Origin of the sequence: Micromonospora sp. RHAY321 (genome assembly GCF_023896955.1) — a bacterium.
Lineage (GTDB): Bacteria > Actinomycetota > Actinomycetes > Mycobacteriales > Micromonosporaceae > Micromonospora.
This window is the reverse complement of the sequence record NZ_JAMHIW010000014.1, coordinates 102,149-119,811: the sequence shown is the minus strand read 5'-3', so window position 1 is coordinate 119,811 and position 17,663 is coordinate 102,149. Positions and strand designations below refer to the sequence as shown.

General features: G+C 73.3%; 15 protein-coding genes. 7 read left to right on the top strand and 8 right to left on the bottom strand.

Annotated elements, in window-relative coordinates:
* Positions 1 to 88: 88 nt before the first annotated feature.
* Complete coding sequence (gene glmS / locus M8C17_RS24535) at positions 89 to 2,002, bottom strand: glutamine--fructose-6-phosphate transaminase (isomerizing) (protein ID WP_252418908.1); 1,914 nt, start codon at positions 2,000 to 2,002, stop codon at positions 89 to 91.
* A 238-nt stretch (positions 2,003 to 2,240) separates the two neighbouring features.
* Between glmS and M8C17_RS24530 the strand changes: the two genes are divergently transcribed.
* A complete protein-coding gene (locus M8C17_RS24530; RefSeq protein ID WP_252418907.1) occupies positions 2,241 to 3,104 on the top strand; it encodes an MmpS family transport accessory protein in 864 nt (287 codons plus the stop codon).
* A gap of 40 nt (positions 3,105 to 3,144) precedes the next feature.
* Positions 3,145 to 4,338 carry a pyridoxal phosphate-dependent aminotransferase gene (locus M8C17_RS24525; protein WP_308209586.1) on the top strand — a complete coding sequence of 398 codons (1,194 nt, stop codon included), beginning with the start codon at positions 3,145 to 3,147 and terminating at the stop codon, positions 4,336 to 4,338.
* Positions 4,339 to 4,379: 41 nt separating this feature from the next.
* On the opposite strand, the gene glmM is transcribed toward M8C17_RS24525, so the two are convergent.
* From glmM to M8C17_RS24490, 7 genes are all read right to left on the bottom strand, one after another.
* Positions 4,380 to 5,735: a phosphoglucosamine mutase gene (gene glmM / locus M8C17_RS24520; protein ID WP_252418906.1), complete on the bottom strand. Its 1,356-nt coding sequence runs from the start codon at positions 5,733 to 5,735 to the stop codon at positions 4,380 to 4,382.
* 116 nt (positions 5,736 to 5,851) lie between these two features.
* Positions 5,852 to 6,337 carry a 30S ribosomal protein S9 gene (gene rpsI / locus M8C17_RS24515; RefSeq protein WP_252418905.1) on the bottom strand — a complete coding sequence of 162 codons (486 nt, stop codon included), beginning with the start codon at positions 6,335 to 6,337 and terminating at the stop codon, positions 5,852 to 5,854.
* Between the two features lie 20 nt (positions 6,338 to 6,357).
* Positions 6,358 to 6,801 (bottom strand): 50S ribosomal protein L13, encoded by a 444-nt coding sequence (rplM, locus tag M8C17_RS24510; protein ID WP_007465158.1) that lies wholly within the window; start codon positions 6,799 to 6,801, stop codon positions 6,358 to 6,360.
* 209 nt (positions 6,802 to 7,010) lie between these two features.
* Positions 7,011 to 8,393, bottom strand: coding sequence for a NarK/NasA family nitrate transporter (locus M8C17_RS24505; RefSeq protein WP_252418904.1), 1,383 nt, complete (start codon positions 8,391 to 8,393; stop codon positions 7,011 to 7,013).
* Between the two features lie 163 nt (positions 8,394 to 8,556).
* On the bottom strand, positions 8,557 to 8,901 hold the full coding sequence (locus M8C17_RS24500) for a hypothetical protein (RefSeq protein ID WP_252418903.1): 345 nt from the start codon (positions 8,899 to 8,901) through the stop codon (positions 8,557 to 8,559).
* Positions 8,840 to 9,097, bottom strand: coding sequence for a DUF6364 family protein (locus M8C17_RS24495; protein WP_252418902.1), 258 nt, complete (start codon positions 9,095 to 9,097; stop codon positions 8,840 to 8,842). Before M8C17_RS24495 ends, M8C17_RS24500 begins: the two co-directional genes overlap by 62 nt.
* A gap of 114 nt (positions 9,098 to 9,211) precedes the next feature.
* Complete coding sequence (locus tag M8C17_RS24490) at positions 9,212 to 9,904, bottom strand: class I SAM-dependent methyltransferase (RefSeq protein WP_252418901.1); 693 nt, start codon at positions 9,902 to 9,904, stop codon at positions 9,212 to 9,214.
* Positions 9,905 to 10,062: 158 nt separating this feature from the next.
* On the opposite strand from M8C17_RS24490, the gene M8C17_RS24485 reads away from it, so the two are divergent.
* Genes M8C17_RS24485 through M8C17_RS24465 form a run of 5 tightly spaced genes read left to right on the top strand, consistent with a single transcriptional unit; the run spans position 10,063 to position 17,642 of the window.
* Positions 10,063 to 12,219, top strand: a complete 2,157-nt coding sequence (locus M8C17_RS24485) for a molybdopterin oxidoreductase family protein (RefSeq protein ID WP_256483237.1) — start codon at positions 10,063 to 10,065, stop codon at positions 12,217 to 12,219.
* Entirely contained in the window at positions 12,216 to 13,655 is a 1,440-nt protein-coding gene (locus M8C17_RS24480; protein WP_252418900.1) for an FAD-dependent oxidoreductase, read from the top strand. Before M8C17_RS24485 ends, M8C17_RS24480 begins: the two co-directional genes overlap by 4 nt.
* Complete coding sequence (gene nirB / locus M8C17_RS24475) at positions 13,652 to 16,216, top strand: nitrite reductase large subunit NirB (RefSeq protein ID WP_252418899.1); 2,565 nt, start codon at positions 13,652 to 13,654, stop codon at positions 16,214 to 16,216. The genes M8C17_RS24480 and nirB overlap by 4 nt, the downstream gene beginning before the upstream one ends.
* On the top strand, positions 16,213 to 16,554 hold the full coding sequence (gene nirD, locus M8C17_RS24470; RefSeq protein ID WP_252418898.1) for a nitrite reductase small subunit NirD: 342 nt from the start codon (positions 16,213 to 16,215) through the stop codon (positions 16,552 to 16,554). The genes nirB and nirD overlap by 4 nt, the downstream gene beginning before the upstream one ends.
* Positions 16,554 to 17,642 carry a uroporphyrinogen-III synthase gene (locus M8C17_RS24465; RefSeq protein ID WP_252418897.1) on the top strand — a complete coding sequence of 363 codons (1,089 nt, stop codon included), beginning with the start codon at positions 16,554 to 16,556 and terminating at the stop codon, positions 17,640 to 17,642. Before nirD ends, M8C17_RS24465 begins: the two co-directional genes overlap by 1 nt.
* Positions 17,643 to 17,663 lie beyond the last annotated feature (21 nt).

Sequence of the window (17,663 nt, the reverse complement as noted above, 5' to 3'; positions counted from 1 at the left end):
CAGCCGCGCAGCCGGTGTCCGCCCGCCCCACGACGAGGCCCCGGCCACCGCGGGTGCGATGACCGGGGCTCAGAACATCGACGGAGGGCTACTCGACGGTGACCGACTTGGCCAGGTTGCGGGGCTGGTCCACGTCGTGACCCCGGGCCGCGGCGATCTCGGCGGCGAGCACCTGCAACGGCACCGTGGTGACCAGCGGGGCCAGCAGCGTCGGCGTACGCGGCACGTAGATCAGGTCGTCGGCGTACCGGACGACGGCCTCGTCGCCCTCCTCCGCGATCACGATGGTCCGCGCGCCGCGCGCCCGGACCTCCTGGATGTTGGAGACGACCTTGTCGTGCAGCATGCCCCGGCCGACCGGTGAGGGCACCACGCAGATCACCGGGGTGCCCTCGTCGATCAGCGAGATCGGGCCGTGCTTCAACTCACCGGCGGCGAAGCCCTCGGCGTGCATGTACGCCAGCTCCTTGAGCTTCAGCGCACCCTCGAGGGCCACCGGGTAGCCGACGTGCCGACCGATGAACAGGATGGTCGGCTCGGACTTCAGCTCGCGGCCCAGCTCGCGGACCGGCTCGATCCGGTCCAGCAGCTCGCGCAGCTTGCCCGGCATCTCCTGGAGCTGGGCCACCACCGCGCCCACCTCGTCGGCGAACTTGATGCCGCGTACCTGGGCCAGGTGCAGGCCGATCAGGTAGCAGGCGACGAGCTGGGTGAGGAACGCCTTGGTGGAGGCGACGGCGATCTCCGGGCCACCGTGGGTGTAGAGCACGGCGTCGGACTCGCGGGGGATGGTGGAGCCGTTGGTGTTGCAGATGGCCAGCACCCGGGCCTTCTGCTCCTTGGCGTGGCGCAGCGCCATCAGGGTGTCCATGGTCTCGCCGGACTGCGAGATGACCACGATCAGCGTGGAGCGGTCGAGCACCGGGTCGCGGTAGCGGAACTCGCTGGCCAGCTCCACCTCGCAGGGGATCCGGGTCCAGTGCTCGATGGCGTACTTCGCCACCATCCCGGCGTGGTAGGAGGTGCCGCAGGCCACGATGAAGATCTTGTCGACGTCGCGCAGGTCCTGGTCGCTGAGGCGGACCTCGTCCAGGGCGATCTCACCGGTCTCGGTGAGCCGGCCGAGCAGGGTGTCGGCGATCGCCTGCGGCTGCTCCGCGATCTCCTTGAGCATGAAGTAGTCGTAGCCGCCCTTCTCGGCGGCCGAGGAATCCCAGTCGATGTGGAAGTCCTTGCCGGCGGCGGGCTGGCCGTCGAAGTCGGTGATCTCGATGCTGTCACCGGTGATCAGGACGATCTGGTCCTGACCCAGCTCGACCGCTTCCCGGGTGTGCTCGATGAACGCGGCGACGTCGCTGGCCAGGTAGTTCTCCCCCTCGCCGCGACCGACCACCAGCGGCGAGTTGCGCCGGGCGCCGACGACCGCGCCCGGGATGCTGGCGTCGACGGCGAGCAGCGTGAACGCGCCCTCCAGCCGCTGGCAGACCACCCGCATGGCGGCAGCGAGCAGGTGCGGGCTGTCCGACTGGCCGGCGGCGCGCAGGTCGGCCAGAGCGGCGGAGAGCAGGTGCGCGGCGCACTCGGTGTCGGTGTCGCTGGTGAACTGGACGCCGTCGTCCTCGAGCTCGGCGCGGAGCTTGGCGAAGTTCTCGATGATGCCGTTGTGGATCACCGCCACCCGGCCGTCGGGGGCGAGGTGCGGGTGGGCGTTGCGGTCGGTCGGGCCGCCGTGGGTGGCCCAGCGGGTGTGCCCGATGCCGGTGGTGCCGTCACCGATGCCGATCGGACTCGCCGCGCAGGAGGTCGGATCGTCGGCGGCCCGCTCGGAGAGCACCTTCTCCAGGTTGGCCAGCTTGCCGGACTTCTTCTCGGTCAGCAGTTGGTCGTCGCAGACGATCGCGACGCCCGCCGAGTCGTAGCCGCGGTATTCCAACCGCCGCAGCCCGTCGAGCACGATGCCGAGTGCGGGGCGCGCGCCCGCGTATCCCACGATTCCACACATGGCCCGCAGCCTAACCCAGTTTCGCTCACCATGGTTGCTCGAAAGTCGCCTAAACAATCACTGGATCTGAGCGATCGGTGGCTACCAGGTCGGAACGGGGACGAGTTTCCGGCCCCGTCGCACCGCCCCGGGGCGACGGGGTTGCGGACGGGCCTGCGGGTGCGACAGTCTCTCGGCGGGTGCGGCGCGTCCCTTCCCTGGCCCGTTCGTCCCATACCCCCTCTCGTCCGGAGCAGCCATGTCCGACGCGTCCCCGCCCGATCCGTCCCCGACGCAACCCCCGGACCCGACGCCGTCCCCGGACCCATCCGCTGCGGGCAGCCAGCCGACGAACCCGACATCCGACTGGACCTCGCCGGGCGCGTATCCGGCGCCCGACCCGCTGGCCCCCGGCCAGCCCTGGGCACCACCGCCCCCGTGGACGCCCGGGCCGCTGCCCCCGTCGACCGGCACCGACCCGTCTCCTGCCGGCTATCCACCGTCGGGCTGGGCGCCCGCCGGCCACGGACCGTCCGGCTGGCCGCCACCCGGCTACCCGCCGCCCTACCTCTACCCCGGGTATCCGCAGGGCGGTCCCCCGTCGGGCGGCAACGGCCGGATGGTCGGGATCGTCGTCGCGGTCGTCGCGGCGGTCACCCTCGCCCTCTGCGGCTGCCTCTGCGCGGCCGGCCCGCTGATCGGCCTGTTGGCCCCGGACCCGGTCGCCGAAGACCCGTACGACGATGGTCCCTTCGACGACGACCGCTGGTCCCCGCCGACCACCGCACCGACCACCACCGCGCCGACACCCAGCAAGAAGCCGATCACCCGACCGACGTCGGGGCCGGCACCCGTGACCGTGGTCTACGAGATCACCGGGAACGGGGAGGCGGACATCTCGTACTACGACGCCGAGAGCGACCTCATCCACGTCGACCGCGCGAAGCTGCCCTGGCGCACCACCATCCGAACCAGCGGCCAGAGCCGGGTGATGGTGGAGGCCATCTGGTCCGACATCGACAACAACGGCCCGCTCGACTGCACGCTCACCATGACCGGCAGCGGCAGCCCGGTGGTCGACCGGACCCTGGGTTACTGGATGACCACCTGCACGCCCGAGTGAGGCTGGGTTGCGGCCGGTGGGTGCCCGTAGGCTGGCGCAGGTGACGACGAGCACCGATGTCGACCCGCTGGTGGCCCGGATGCGGCCGTTCGGCACGACGATCTTCGCCGAGATGTCCGCCCTCGCCGTACGGACCGGCGCGGTCAACCTCGGGCAGGGCTTCCCGGACACCGACGGCCCACCGGAGATGCTGGCCGCCGCGGCCGAGGCGCTGCGTGGCGGGCAGAACCAGTACCCGCCCGGGCCGGGGATCCCCGCCCTGCGCGCGGCGGTCTCGGCCCACCAGCAGCGGTTCCACGACCTGGCGTACGACCCGGACGGCGAGATCGTGATCACCGCCGGGGCGACCGAGGCGGTCGCAGCCAGCATCCTCGCCCTCTGCGAGCCGGGCGACGAGGTGGTCTGCTTCGAGCCGTACTACGACTCGTACGCCGCCTCGATCGCGCTGGCCGGCGCGGTCCGGCGGCCGGTCACCCTGCGTCCCGCCGTGGACGGTCGGTACGCCTTCGACCCGGCCGCGCTGCGGGCCGCGTTCGGGCCGCGTACCCGGCTGGTGCTGCTCAACTCGCCGCACAACCCGACGGGCAAGGTCTTCACGCCGGCCGAGCTGGCGCTGATCGCCGAGCTGTGCCAGGAACACGGCGCGTACGCGGTCACCGACGAGGTGTACGAGCACCTGGTCTTCACCGACGCGGCGAGCCCGCACGTGCCGCTGGCCGGCCTGCCCGGCATGCGGGAGCGCACGTTGCGCATCTCCTCGGCGGGCAAGACGTTCTCCTGCACCGGTTGGAAGGTCGGCTGGGTCAGCGGTCCAGCGGCGCTGGTCTCGGCGGTGTTGCGGGTGAAGCAGTTCCTCACCTTCGTCAACGCCGCACCGCTGCAACCGGCGGTCGCCGTGGCGCTGGCCCTGCCGGACGACTACTTCACGGGCTTCCGGGACGGGCTCCAGCAGCGACGCGACCAGCTCGTCGGCGGTCTCACCGACGCCGGCTTCGACGTGCTCGCACCGGAGGGGACGTACTTCGTCACGGCCGACGTCACGGCCCTCGGCGGCCGGGACGGGGTGGAGTTCTGCCGCTCGCTGCCGGAGCGCTGCGGTGTGGTGGCGGTGCCCACCCAGGTCTTCTACGACGACGCCGAGGCCGGCCGGCGGCTGATCCGTTTCGCCTTCTGCAAGCGCCCCGAGATCCTGACCGAAGCGGTGACGCGCCTCCGCCGACTCTCGACCTCCTGACAACCCACCCGCCCCCGCGTACGGGGGCGGGTGGCCGGTGGTTACGCCGTGGGGCTGGCGGTACGGACCTGCTCGGCGATGCGCTCCGCGACAGACCGGGCGGTCTGCTCGGTGGCGGCCTCGACCATCACCCGGACCAGCGGCTCGGTGCCCGACGGGCGCAGCAGCACCCGGCCGGTCTCGCCCAGCTCTGCCTCGGCCCGCTCGGCCTCGGCGCGGACGGCCGGCGCGTTGGCGCCGACGGTCCGGTCGCCGACCGGCACGTTGATGAGCACCTGGGGCAGCTTGGTGACCACCGAGGCCAGCTCGGCCAGGGACTGGCCGGTGGCCGCCATCCGGGCCATCAGGTGCAGGCCGGTGAGCACCCCGTCGCCGGTGGTGGCGTGGGCGGGCATGACGATGTGGCCGCTCTGCTCGCCGCCGAGCGCCAGGCCGGAGCCGCGCAGCTCCTCCAGCACGTACCGGTCGCCGACCTTGGTCTCGATCAGCCGGATGCCCTGCGCGGACATGGCCAGCCGCAGCCCGAGGTTGCTCATCACGGTGGCGACCAGGGTGTCCTTGGTGAGCGTGCCGGCGTCCCGCATGGCCAGCGCGAGGATCGCCATCACCTGGTCGCCGTCGACCTCGTCGCCGTCGGCGGTGACCGCCACGCAGCGGTCGGCGTCACCGTCGTGGGCGATGCCCAGGTGGGCGCCGTGCTCGACCACGGCCTCGCGCAGCGCGTCGATGTGGTTCGAGCCGCAGTCGTCGTTGATGTTGAGCCCGTCCGGCTCGGCGTGGATCGCGATGACCTCCGCGCCGGCCTCCCGGTAGGCGACCGGGGCGACCTCGGCGGCGGCGCCGTTGGCGCAGTCGACCACGACCTTGATTCCTTCGAGCCGGTGCGGCACCGTGCCGACCAGGTGCTGGACGTAGTGGTCCGCGCCGTCGAGCAGGTCGTGCACCCGGCCGACGCCGGCGCCGACCGGCCGGTCCCACGCGGTGGTGGCGTTCGTCTCGACGGCCGCCTCGATCTGCATCTCGATCTCGTCGGGCAGCTTGTGCCCACCGGCGGCGAAGAGCTTGATGCCGTTGTCCGGCATCGGGTTGTGCGACGCGGAGAGCATGACGCCCAGGTCGGCCTTGGCCTCTGCGGTGAGGTACGCCACCGCCGGGGTGGGCAGGACGCCGACCCGCACGACGTTGGCGCCGGCGCTGGTCAACCCGGCCACCACGGCCGCCTCCAGCATCTCGCCGCTGGCCCGGGTGTCCCGGCCGACGACGGCGAGCGGCGGATGGCTGCGGTCCGTCTCCGCGAGTGTGTGCGCGGCGGCCACCGCGAGCGCGAGTGCCAACTCGGGGGTGAGATCCGCGTTCGCCCGCCCGCGTACGCCGTCCGTGCCGAACAACCGACCCATACCCGCCAACCTCCGATGAAACTGCCGATGAGGAGAAAGCGGAACGGCCGGCCCACCTCCCCGCTCGAGGGGAGGCGGACCGGCCGTCCGTCAGAAGTACAACGCGCTGGCGAAGATCAGCGCTTCGAGTACTGGGGAGCCTTACGGGCCTTCTTGAGGCCGTACTTCTTGCTCTCCTTGACCCGGGCGTCCCGGGTGAGGAAGCCGGCCTTCTTCAGGGCCGGGCGGTCGTCCGGCTCGTTCACGATCAGCGCGCGGGCGATGCCCAGTCGGAGCGCGCCGGCCTGCCCGGTGGTGCCGCCGCCACGCAGGTTGGCGATGACGTCGAACTGCTCGAGCTTCTCGGCGGTGACCAGCGGGTCCTTGATGAGCTGCTGGTGCACCTTGCTCGGGAAGTAGGCCTCGAGGTCCTGGCCGTTGCAGGTGATCTTGCCGGTGCCCGGGACGATACGGACCCGGACGATGGCCTCCTTGCGGCGGCCCACGGTCTGGATCGGCCGGTCACCACGAGGCGCGCGGGCGACGGGCGCCGGCGCCTCGGTGACCTCGGTGGCCTCGGTGGCCTCGGGGGCAACCTCGGTCGTCTCGGTGATGTCGGTCATGCTGCTTCCTTCGCCCGCGCTCACTGCGCGATCTGCTTGATCTCGAACGGCACCGGCTGCTGCGCGAGGTGCGGGTGCTCGGCGCCGGCGTAGACCTTCAGCTTCTTGATCAGCTGACGGCCGAGCTTGTTGTGCGGGAGCATCCCCTTCACAGCCAGCTCGATGGCCCGCTCGGGGCGCTTGGTCAGCAGCTCGTCGTAGCCGACCTGCTTCAGACCACCCGGGTAACCGGAGTGGCGGTAAGCGACCTTGGTCTGGCGCTTGTTGCCGGTCAGCGCAACCTTGCCCGCGTTCACGATGACGACGAAGTCGCCCGTGTCGACGTGCGGCGCGAAAGTCGGCTTGTGCTTACCACGCAGCAACGTGGCGGCGTGGGTGGCCAGGCGGCCCAGCACGACATCAGAGGCGTCGATGACGTGCCACTGACGCTCGATCTCACCCGGCTTCGGGCTGTACGTACGCACAGGTCTACCTTGTCTCGTCGTCGGTCTGGGGTCGCGCGCCGAGGTGACCAGATCTTGCAGGCCGGACCAGCGCGCACGAACGACCAAGCGTACCTGATAGGGCACGCCTCTGGATGTCGTACAACAGCAGGCAACGATACCCGGCGCCCCATCGGCAGGTCAAAACGGGGGTACGGCCGCGCGCGCCGGCAGCACCATCATGGCACAGGTCACACGCCGGCCAGCCGGGCCGGCCCCGGGCGGCGGTAGACGAACCAGGTCACCGCGAAACAGAGCGCGTACCACCCGATGAACGCGAGGTAGGCGGCGTCGGCGGTGCCGGAGGTGAGGAACGACTGGCGGAACGCGACGTTGACCAGGACCCCACCGGAGGCGCCCACCGCGCCCGCGATGCCGATGAGCGCGCCGGTCATCCGCCGCGCCCGGCGCGCGGCCGCCTCCAGGTCGGACCGGCCGTCGGCCACCGCGCTCGCCGCCCGGGCCCGGAAGATCGCCGGGATCATCTTGTACGTGGAGCCGTTGCCGACGCCGGAGAAGACGAACAGCGCGAGGAACCCGGTCAGGTAGAGCCCGAACGAGTGCTCCCGGGCCGCGTAGAGGACGACCCCCGCGCCGGCCGCCATCGCCACGAAGTTCCAGAAGGTCACCCGCGCCCCGCCCAGCCGGTCGGCGAGGTGCCCGCCCAGCGGCCGGATCAGTGAGCCGATCAGCGGGCCGAGGAACGTCAGCCAGGCGGCGTCGACCGGGGTGGGAAAGCGTTCGGCGAACTGGAGTTGGAGCACCTGGCCGAAGGCGAAGCCGAACCCGATGAACGACCCGAAGGTGCCGATGTACAGCAGCGACATGACCCAGGTGTGCGGGTCGCGGGCCGCCTCGCGCAGCGCACCGGGCTCGTTGCGGGCACCGGGGACGGTGTCCAGCCAGCGGGTCGCCGCCAGGGCGGCCAGCACGATCAGCGGCAGGTAGACCGCCGGCACCAGCCGGGGGTACGCGGCCCCGGCGGTGGCCAGCACCGCCAGCCCGACCAGCTGTACCGCCGGTACGCCCAGGTTGCCGCCGCCGGCGTTGAGCCCGAGGGCCCGACCCTTGAGCCGCTGTGGATAGAACAGGTTGATGTTCGCCATCGAGGAGGCGAAGTTGCCGCCGCCGACCCCGGTCAGGCACGCCAGCACCATCAGGGTCGCGTACGACACCCCCGGTTCGAGCAGTATCGCCATCGGCACGGTGGGCACCAGCAGCAGCAGGGCGCTGACGGTCGTCCACCGCCGTCCGCCGAAGCGGGCCACGGCCAGCGTGTACGGCAGTCGCAGCACCGCGCCCAGCGCGGCCGGCACGGCGGTGAGCAGGAACTTGCCGGCCGGGTCGATGCCGTACTCGGGACCGAGGAAGAGAACGGTCACGGACCAGAGGCTCCACACCGAGAAGCCGACGTGCTCGGCGAAGATCGAGACCCAGAGGTTGCGCCGGGCGATCGGCGCGCCGGTCGTCCGCCAGAAGTCGGGGTCCTCGGGGCGCCAGTCGTCGAGCTCGCGCCCGCGTCCGGCGGCGGCCGGCGGCGCGGTGGTGACTGCGGTGCTGGTGAGGGTGCTCACGGTGGCTCCTCCTCGTCGATGTGACCAGGGGGAACGCTAGGAACACCGGGTTACCGGGCAGTGCCCGTCGCGGGTCGGTGGGGAAACGGGGGCCGCACCGCGGCCCGGCGGCGGTGGTGAGGCTGGCGTGCGGACGGGGCTGGGCGGGCAGCGGCGGCGGCGCTCAGAGCTGCTGGAGGATGCGCAGCGCGCGGCCGACGCGGAGCATGGTGTCGGTGTCGGCGACGTCCACGCAGTCGGTGAACCACTTCTTCATCGGGGAGGAGAGCCGGTCGGGCATCACCACGTACCGGCCCATCGACACGGCGAGCGGAGAGTCGCGCAGCAGCGACTCCTCGACCACCTCCACCACGATCACGATGGGCACGTCGGTGGAGTTGTAGACGTCCGAGCTGATCACGAGTCCGAGGCGTTCCCGAGCGCCCTCGATGCGCCAGATCTCACCTCTACGCAGCACGCGGCCTGCCGCGGAAGAGCAGGTCGTCGACCATGCCCACCTCGCGGGCATCGGCGAGGGCGGCGGATTCCAGGTCCAGACCGGCGCGGCCCACGGCGGCGGCGTGCGCGGTGAAGACCTCGCGCAGTGCCTTCTCGCGGGCGGCCTGGTCCATCCACGCGGAGAGCGACAGCCCCTCGCGCTTGGCGAACCGCCTGGCCTCCTCGATCGTCTCGTCTGTGAACGACAGGGTCACCTTGGCAGTCATGCCGCTGAGACTACCCAGTGGTATGACTGTCAGTCATCCATGAATGCCGTCAGCCCACCGCAGGCGTCGAAAAGCACTCCGGTGATGTTTCCGGCACCCGGCCCGTCGCCACCGTCAGGCCCGGCCGCCGAGCACCGCGAAACGCCACTCCTTGAAGAAGCAGTCGACGTCGACCAGGCCGGCCTCGGTGAGCCACCGGCACTGGTCGGCCACGGTCGCCGGCCGGTCGTGTCGCATCCGCTCCCGGGCGGCCGCGATCTCGGCCGGGTCCGAGCCCAGCTCGGTGATCCGCGCGGTCCACACCTCGTCGTAGCGCCGGTCCAGGGCCGGCGTCGGGCCGGCGACCTGCTCGGCGTTGACGAACACCCCGCCGGGCGCCAGCGCGGCGGCCGCCCGCCGGTAGAGGGCACGCTTGCCGGCGTCGTCCAGGTGGTGGATCGCCAGCGCGCTGACCACCGCGTCGTACCGGCCGGCCGGCAGCGGGTCGGCCAGGTCGGCCCGCACCGTGCGGTGCGGCACGGACCGGGCGTTCAGCTCGTCGGCGGCGCGGGCGAGCATCGCCGGAGCGGCGTCCACAAGGGTCAGCCGCACCCCCGGCACGGCGGCGGCGAGCAGCAGCGAGAGCAGGCCGGTGCCGGCGCCCAGGTCCAGCACCTCCGGGGTACGACCGGCGGCGAGCGCGGCGCGCAGTGGTGGCGTGGCCACCTGCACGGCGGTGCCGTAGAAGGCGTCGAAGCAGGGCACCAGCCGTCGGCGGGCCTCGTCGTAGCTGCCGGCCACCGCGTCGAAGGCGTCCGCCACACTCATCGCACTCTCCCAATTGTTGAGACAGTTTTCTCATATTCTAGGCCAAGGTGCCGTCCCGCGACCGTTCCCCCTGCCCCGGTGCGGTGTGAGGCCCACTTGACAGGACCGAAACAGAAGGGACCCGGACCGGAAACCGCCCGACGGCACGCTTTCCCGACATGACAGACGGTGCGCGGTTGGCAACGCGACCGGGGCGTCCACCCCGGGAGGTCGCGACGCACTGCCCGTACTGCGCCCTGCAGTGCGGGATGGTGCTGCGCGAGGACGCCGGCGCGGTGACGGTGCTTCCCCGCCAGTTCCCCACCAACCGGGGCGGGCTCTGCCAGAAGGGCTGGACCGCCGCCGAGCTGCTCGACCACCCGGAGCGGCTGACCACCCCGTTGCTGCGCGACCCGCACACCGGCGAGCTGCGCCCCGCGACCTGGGACGCCGCGCTCGACCGGATCGTCACCGGCATCCGTGCCATCCAGCGCGAGTCCGGCCGGGACGCGGTCGCCGTGTTCGGCGGCGGTGGGCTGACCAACGAGAAGGCGTACACGCTGGGGAAGTTCGCCCGGATCGCGCTGCGCACCCGGCACATCGACTACAACGGACGGTTCTGCATGTCCTCCGCCGCGGCCGCCGGGCTGCGCGCCTTCGGCGTCGACCGCGGACTGCCGTTCCCCCTGGCCGACCTGGCCCGGGCCGACACCGTGCTGCTGGTCGGCGCCAACCCGGCGGAGACCATGCCACCGATGGTCCGCTGGCTGACCGAGCAGCGCCGCAACGGCGGCCGGCTCATCGTGGTCGACCCCCGGGCCACCGCCACCGCCCGCCAGGCCGACCTGCACCTGCAACCACTGCCGGGCACCGACCTCGCGGTCGCCAACGCGCTGCTGCACATCGCGCTGACCGAGGGTTGGATCGAGCAGGCGTACGTGGCCGAGCGGACCACCGGCTTCCCGGCGGTGCGGCGCAGCGTGGCGGCCTGGTGGCCGGCCCGCGCCGAACAGCTCTCCGGTGTGCCGGTGGCCGACCTGGAGGCGACTGCCCGGGCCCTCGGCACCGCCGGGCGGGCGGTCATCCTCACCGCTCGCGGGGCCGAACAGCACGCCAAGGGCGTGGACACCGTCACGGCGTACGTCAACCTCGCCCTCGCCCTGGGCCTGCCCGGCCGCCCCGGCTCCGGGTACGGCTGCCTCACCGGCCAGGGCAACGGCCAGGGTGGACGGGAGCACGGGCAGAAGGCCGACCAGCTGCCCGGGTACCGGCACATCGACGACCCCGTCGCGCGGGAGCACGTCGCCGGTGTCTGGGGCGTACCGGCCGACGAGCTGCCCGGTCCGGGCGTGCCGGCGTACCAGTTGCTCGACTCGCTCGGCACTCCGGACGGGCCACGGGCGCTGCTGGTGTTCGGCTCCAACCCGGTGGTGTCCGCGCCTCGGGCCGCCCGGGTCGAGGGCCGGCTGCGCGGGCTCGACCTGCTGGTCGTGGCCGACCTGTTGCTCTCCGAGACCGCCGCGCTGGCCGACGTGGTGCTGCCCACCGCGCAGTGGGCCGAGGAGGACGGCACGATGACCAATCTGGAGGGCCGGGTCCTGCGCCGCCGGGCGCTCCGCCAGCCCCCGCCGGGAGTCCGTACCGACCTGGCCATCCTCGCCGACCTGGCAACCCGGTTGGCCGCCGCCGAACCGGCCACGGGACCGGCCGCCGCGGACCCGGTCGCCACCGCTGCGGCCCGGTTCCCGACCGACCCGGCCGCCGTCTTCGCGGAGCTGCGGCGGGCCTCCGCCGGAGGGCCGGCGGACTACGCCGGGATCAGCTGGTCCCGGATCGACGACGCCGACGGCGTCTTCTGGCCCTGCCCCACCGAGGACGGGCCGGACACCCCCCGGCTCTTCACCGACCGGTTCGCCACCCCGGACGGACGGGCCCGGTTCCATCCGGTGGACCACCGCCCCGCCGCCGAGCCGGTCTGCGCCGACTACCCGCTGCACTTCACCACCGGCCGCGTGCTCGCCCAGTACCAGTCCGGCACCCAGACCCGCCGGGTGGACGCGCTGCGCCGGGCCGCCCCGGGCGCCTTCGTCGAGCTGCACCCCGACCTGGCCGCCCGGCTCGGCATCGACGACGGCGACCCGGTACGGGTCACCTCCCGGCGGGGTGACCTGCGGGCGCCGGCGCGGCTCAGCCCGACCATCCGGCCGGACACGGTCTTCGCGCCGTTCCACTGGTCGGGCCCCGCCCGGGCCAACTCCGTCACCAACGACGCCGTGGACCCGATTTCCGGCATGCCGGAGTTCAAGATCTGCGCCGTCCGGGTGGAGAAGGCATGACCGAGCGCGTGGTGATCATCGGCAACGGGATGGCGGGCGCCCGGCTCGCCACCGAGCTGCACGCCCACGGAGGCGACCGGAAGGTCACCGTGCTCGGGGCCGAACCGCACCGGGCGTACAACCGGATCATGCTCTCCACCCTGCTGGCCGGCCGGATCGGCGAGGCGGACGTGGAGCTGGCCGAGGCCGCCGGGCACGGCACCGACCTGCGTACGGGCGTGCCGGTCACCGGCATCGACCGGGTCGGCCGGGCGGTCCGGACCGTCGACGGCGACCGGATCGGCTACGACCACCTGGTGCTTGCCACCGGCAGCCGGGCGGCGGTGCCGCCGCTGCCCGGCCTGGACTCCGGAGAGCTGCCACACCGCGTGGTGCCGTTCCGGACCCTGGACGACTGCCGGCGGATCCTCGCGGTCGCCGACGGCGCGCGCAGCGCGCTGGTCCTCGGCGGCGGACTGCTCGGCCTGGAGGCCGCCCGTGGGCTGGCCACCAGAGGCCTGGCGACCACCGTGGTCCACCCCACCGGGCACCTGATGGAACGTCAGCTCGACCCGGCGGCCGGCGCGGTGCTCGCCGGCACGCTGGCCGGCCTCGGTGTCCGCATCCAGTTGGCCGTGCCGGCGACCGGCGTGGCCGCGGATTCCGCCGGCGTCCGCCTCGAGCTGGCCGACGGCCGCTCGCTCCACGCCGACCTGCTGGTGCTCTCCTGCGGAGTACGCCCCGACACCGCACTCGCCGCCGAAGCCGGCCTGGTCGTACGCCGTGGCGTCGTGGTGGACGACCGGCTGCGCACCAACGACCGGCGGATCTCCGCGATCGGCGACTGCGCGGAGCACGACGGCGTCCTCACCGGGCTGGTCGCGCCGGCCTGGGCCCAGGCACGGGTGCTGGCCGAGGTGCTCAGCGGAGCGGACCCGCTGGCCCGGTACCGTCCCCGGCCGTCGGTGACCCGGCTCAAGGCGGCCGGGATCGACCTGGCCGCGATGGGCGACGCCACCGACGGCGGGCCGGGCGAGGAGCTGACGTTCACCGACCCGACCCGGGGCACCTACGCCCGGCTGCGCATCCACGACGAGCGGCTGACCGGCGCGATCCTGCTCGGCGACAACCCGGCGGTCGGCACCGTGATCCAGCTCTTCGACCGGGGCCAGCCGGTCCCGGCGGACCGGCGGTCACTGCTGCTGGGCCGGGCATCGGGCGCCGCCGTCGCGGCGCCGGCGGCATCCCCCGCGCTGATGCCGGACGCGGCCACGGTCTGCCAGTGCAACAACGTGACCAAGGGTGCGTTGGTGACGTGCTGGCGCGCCGGCGCCCGGAGCGTCGACGCCGTCCTGGCGGCGACCCGGGCCGGCACCGGCTGCGGCGGCTGCCGGGACGCCGTCGCGGGGATCGTCGACTGGCTCTCCCAGGCAGACTCGGTGGAGGTGACGCGATGAACGGCGACCTGGTCGTCATCGGCAACGGCATGGTCGGGCAGCGTTTCGTGGACGCCCTCCGCGCCCGCGACCCGCACGGACGGTGGCGGGTGACGGTGCTCGCCGAGGAGGGTCGCCCGGCGTACGACCGGGTGCGGCTCTCGGCGTTCTTCGACGGCGTGGACGCGGACGCGTTGAACCTGCACACGCCGCACGAGGGGGTACGGCTGCGCCTCGGCGAACCGGCCACCGCGATCGACCGCGACCGGCGGGTGGTCAGCACGGCCACCGGCGAGCACCGGTACGACGCGCTGGTGCTCGCCACCGGGTCGTACCCGTTCGTGCCACCGGTGCCCGGCGCGGACCTGCCCGGGGTCTTCGTCTACCGCACGCTAGACGACCTGGCGGCGATCCGGGAGTACGCGCGGGGCCGGCGGGCCGGTGCGGTGATCGGCGGCGGGCTGCTCGGGCTGGAGGCGGCGAACGCGCTGCGGTTGCTCGGCCTGAGCACCGACGTGGTCGAGTTCGCGCCCCGGCTGATGCCGGTGCAGGTGGACCCGGCCGGCGGCGCGATGCTCCGCCGGTACGTCGAGGAGCTGGGCGTACGGACCCACCTCGGGGTCGCCACCACCGCGATCCGGCCCGGCCCCGACGGCGCCGTGGCCGCCCTGGAACTCTCCGACGGTCGCACCGTCGACGCGGAACTGGTGGTGGTGGCCGCCGGCATCCGGCCCCGGGACGAGCTGGCCCGGGCCGCCGGCCTGACACTGGGACCGCGTGGCGGGGTGCTGGTCGACGACACCTGCCGCAGCGCCGACGAGCGGATCTGGGCCGTCGGCGAGTGTGCGGCGGTGGACGGCACCTGCCACGGCCTGGTCGCTCCGGGATACGCGACGGCCGAGGTGGTGGCGGACCGCCTGGTCGGCGGCGCGGCGACCTTCCCGGGCGCGGACACCGCCACCAAGCTGAAACTGCTCGGCGTCGACGTGGCCTCGTTCGGCGACGCGCACGGCACGACCCCGGGCTGCCTGGACGTCACGTTCACCGACCCGGCCACCCGGGTCTACGCCAAGCTGGTCCTCTCCGACGACGCGCGCACCCTGCTCGGCGGGGTGCTGGTCGGCGACGCGAGCGCGTACCCGACGTTGCGGGCCAGCGTCGGTGGCCCCCTGCCGGCTGCCCCGCTGGCGCTGCTCGCGCCGGACGGCGGCGGCGCGGACGCGGGTGCCCTGCCCGCCACCGCCCAGGTGTGTTCGTGCAACGCGGTGACCCGGGGCGACGTGGACGCCGCCATCGCCGGTGGCTGCGCGGACGTGCCGTCGTTGAAGGCGTGCACCAGGGCCGGCACCAGTTGCGGTTCCTGTGTGCCGATGCTGAAGCAGCTCCTCGACGCGGCCGGGGTGGCGCAGTCCACCGCGCTCTGCGAGCACTTCGACGCCACCCGGCGCGAGCTGTTCGAGATCGTCCGGGTACGCCGCATCCGCACCTTCTCCCGGCTGGTCGCCGAACACGGCCGGGGGCGCGGCTGCGACATCTGCAAGCCGGTGGTCGCGTCGATCCTCGCCTCGTTGGGGGCCGGGCACGTGCTCGACGGCGAGCAGGCGTCGTTGCAGGACACCAACGACCACTTCCTGGCGAACCTGCAACGCGACGGCAGCTACTCGGTGGTGCCCCGGATCCCCGGTGGTGAGATCACCCCGGAGAAGCTGATCGTCATCGGCGAGGTGGCCCGGGACTTCAAGCTCTACACGAAGATCACGGGCGGCCAGCGGATCGACCTGTTCGGGGCCCGGGTGGAGCAGTTGCCGCAGATCTGGCGGCGGCTGGTCGACGCGGGCTTCGAGTCGGGCCACGCGTACGGCAAGGCGCTGCGCACGGTGAAGTCCTGCGTCGGCGAGACCTGGTGCCGGTACGGGGTGCAGGACTCGGTGGGCCTGGCCGTCGCCCTGGAACTGCGCTACCGGGGGTTGCGCGCCCCGCACAAGATCAAGTCCGCGGTCTCCGGGTGCGCCCGTGAGTGCGCCGAGGCGCGCAGCAAGGACTTCGGCATCATCGCCACCGAGACCGGCTGGAACCTGTACGTCGGCGGCAACGGCGGCTTCCGACCCCGGCACGCCGACCTGTTCGCCTCTGACCTGTCCACGGACGCGCTGATCCAACTGATCGACAGGTTCCTGATCTACTACATCCGCACGGCCGACCGGCTGCAACGAACCGCCGCCTGGATCGAGGCCATGGACGGCGGCCTCGACCACCTGCGCGCGGTGATCGTCGACGACTCGCTGGGGCTCTGCGCCGACCTCGACGCGGCGATGGCCCACCACGTCGGGTCGTACTCCGACGAGTGGCGGGACGTGCTGGACGACCCGGAGCGCCTGCGCCGGTTCACCTCGTTCGTCAACGCCCCGGACGTGCCCGACCCGTCGATCACCTTCGCGCTGGAGCGGGGCCAGCCGGTGCCGATACGCGGCGGCACGCCCACCGCGCGGGACGACGAGCGGAGCGGTCGGGAACGCGAGCCCGTCGAAGCCGGTCGGCGGCGGCAGCAGGTGGCGCTCGGCCTGCCGGAGGTGCGGCGGTGAACGGCACCCTGACCTGGACCCCGGTCTGCCGGCTCGACCGGCTGGAACCCGACCGGGGCGTCGCCGCCCTCGTCGACGGCGTGCAGGTGGCGCTCTTCCGGACCGCCGACGGGCTGTTCGCCATCGACAACCACGACCCCGTCAGCGGCGCGTACGTGCTGTCCCGGGGCATCGTGGGCAGCCGCGGCGACGTGCCGACGGTCGCCTCACCGCTGCACAAGCAGGTGTACGACCTGCGCACCGGGCGCTGCCTCGACCTGCCCGGAGTGTCGGTGACCCGGCACGCCGTGCGCTGCCGGGACGGGCTGGTCGAGGTGCGGCTGCGACAGGAGGACTGATGCGGGAGGAACTGGCCGGCTTCACCATCGGGGTGACCGCCGACCGGCGGCGCGACGAACTGGCCGCGCTGCTGCAGCGGCGGGGCGCCCGGGTGGTGCTCGCTCCGGCGCTGCGGATCGTGCCGCTGTCCGACGACACCGAGCTGCGCGAGGCGACCCGCGCCTGCCTGGACCAGCCGCCGGACATCCTGATGGCCAACACCGGCATCGGCATGCGCGGTTGGCTGGAGGCCGCCGAGGGCTGGGGGCTGGCCGAGTCGCTGCGCTCGGTGCTGGCCAGCTCGTACGTGGTGGCCAGGGGTCCCAAGGCGCGCGGCGCGATCCGGGCCGCCGGGCTGCACGACCAGTGGTCGCCGACCTCGGAGAGCTGCGACGAGGTGGTCGACCACCTGCGCCGGCGCGGCGTGGCCGGGCAGGTGATCGCCATGCAGCTGCACGGCGAGCGGCAGCCCGAGTGCACGCTGGCGCTGGAGGCGGCCGGCGCCACGGTGATCGAGGTGCCCGTCTACCGCTGGGCTCCCCCCACCGATCCCGCGCCGCTGCACCGGCTGGTCGACCTCATCGCCGGCCGGCTGGTGGACGCCGTGACGTTCACCTCGGCGCCGGCGGCCGAGGCGCTGCTGCGGGCGGCCGGGGACCGCACCGAGGCCGTGCTGTCCGCGTTCCGCGGCGACGTGCTGGCAAGCTGCGTCGGTCCGGTGACCGCCGAGCCGCTGCTACGGCGCGGAGTGCCGGTCAGCGCGCCGGGTCGGGCCCGACTGGGCGCGCTGGTACGGACCATCGTCGACGAGCTGCCGCGCCGGACGACGACACTCAAGGCCGGCGGTCACCTGCTCACCCTGCGCGGGCACGCCGCGGTGATCGACGGTGAGCTGCGCCCGCTCGCCCCCGCCCCGATGGCGGTGCTGCGGGCACTGGCCCAGTCCCCCGGCCGGGTGCTGTCCCGCACGGCGCTGCTGCGGACTTTGCCCCGGGGCGCCGACGAGCACGCGGTGGAGATGGCCGTGGCCCGCCTCCGGGCCGGCCTGCGCGCCCCCCGCGTGGTGCAGACCGTGGTCAAGCGCGGCTACCGGCTGCGGGTCGACTGACGGGTCGTGGCCGGCCGGTGC

What these genes read in the sequence shown, in the direction of transcription:
- glmS (WP_252418908.1), bottom strand. Translation starts at nt 2,002, where the DNA reads ATGTGTGGAATCGTGGGATACGCGGGCGCGCGCCCCGCACTCGGCATC.
- M8C17_RS24530 (WP_252418907.1), top strand. Translation starts at nt 2,241, where the DNA reads ATGTCCGACGCGTCCCCGCCCGATCCGTCCCCGACGCAACCCCCGGAC.
- glmM (WP_252418906.1), bottom strand. Translation starts at nt 5,735, where the DNA reads ATGGGTCGGTTGTTCGGCACGGACGGCGTACGCGGGCGGGCGAACGCG.
- rpsI (WP_252418905.1), bottom strand. Translation starts at nt 6,337, where the DNA reads ATGACCGACATCACCGAGACGACCGAGGTTGCCCCCGAGGCCACCGAG.
- M8C17_RS24500 (WP_252418903.1), bottom strand. Translation starts at nt 8,901, where the DNA reads ATGCCCGCGAGGTGGGCATGGTCGACGACCTGCTCTTCCGCGGCAGGC.
- M8C17_RS24495 (WP_252418902.1), bottom strand. Translation starts at nt 9,097, where the DNA reads ATGACTGCCAAGGTGACCCTGTCGTTCACAGACGAGACGATCGAGGAG.
- M8C17_RS24490 (WP_252418901.1), bottom strand. Translation starts at nt 9,904, where the DNA reads ATGAGTGTGGCGGACGCCTTCGACGCGGTGGCCGGCAGCTACGACGAG.
- M8C17_RS24485 (WP_256483237.1), top strand. Translation starts at nt 10,063, where the DNA reads ATGACAGACGGTGCGCGGTTGGCAACGCGACCGGGGCGTCCACCCCGG.
- M8C17_RS24480 (WP_252418900.1), top strand. Translation starts at nt 12,216, where the DNA reads ATGACCGAGCGCGTGGTGATCATCGGCAACGGGATGGCGGGCGCCCGG.
- nirB (WP_252418899.1), top strand. Translation starts at nt 13,652, where the DNA reads ATGAACGGCGACCTGGTCGTCATCGGCAACGGCATGGTCGGGCAGCGT.
- M8C17_RS24465 (WP_252418897.1), top strand. Translation starts at nt 16,554, where the DNA reads ATGCGGGAGGAACTGGCCGGCTTCACCATCGGGGTGACCGCCGACCGG.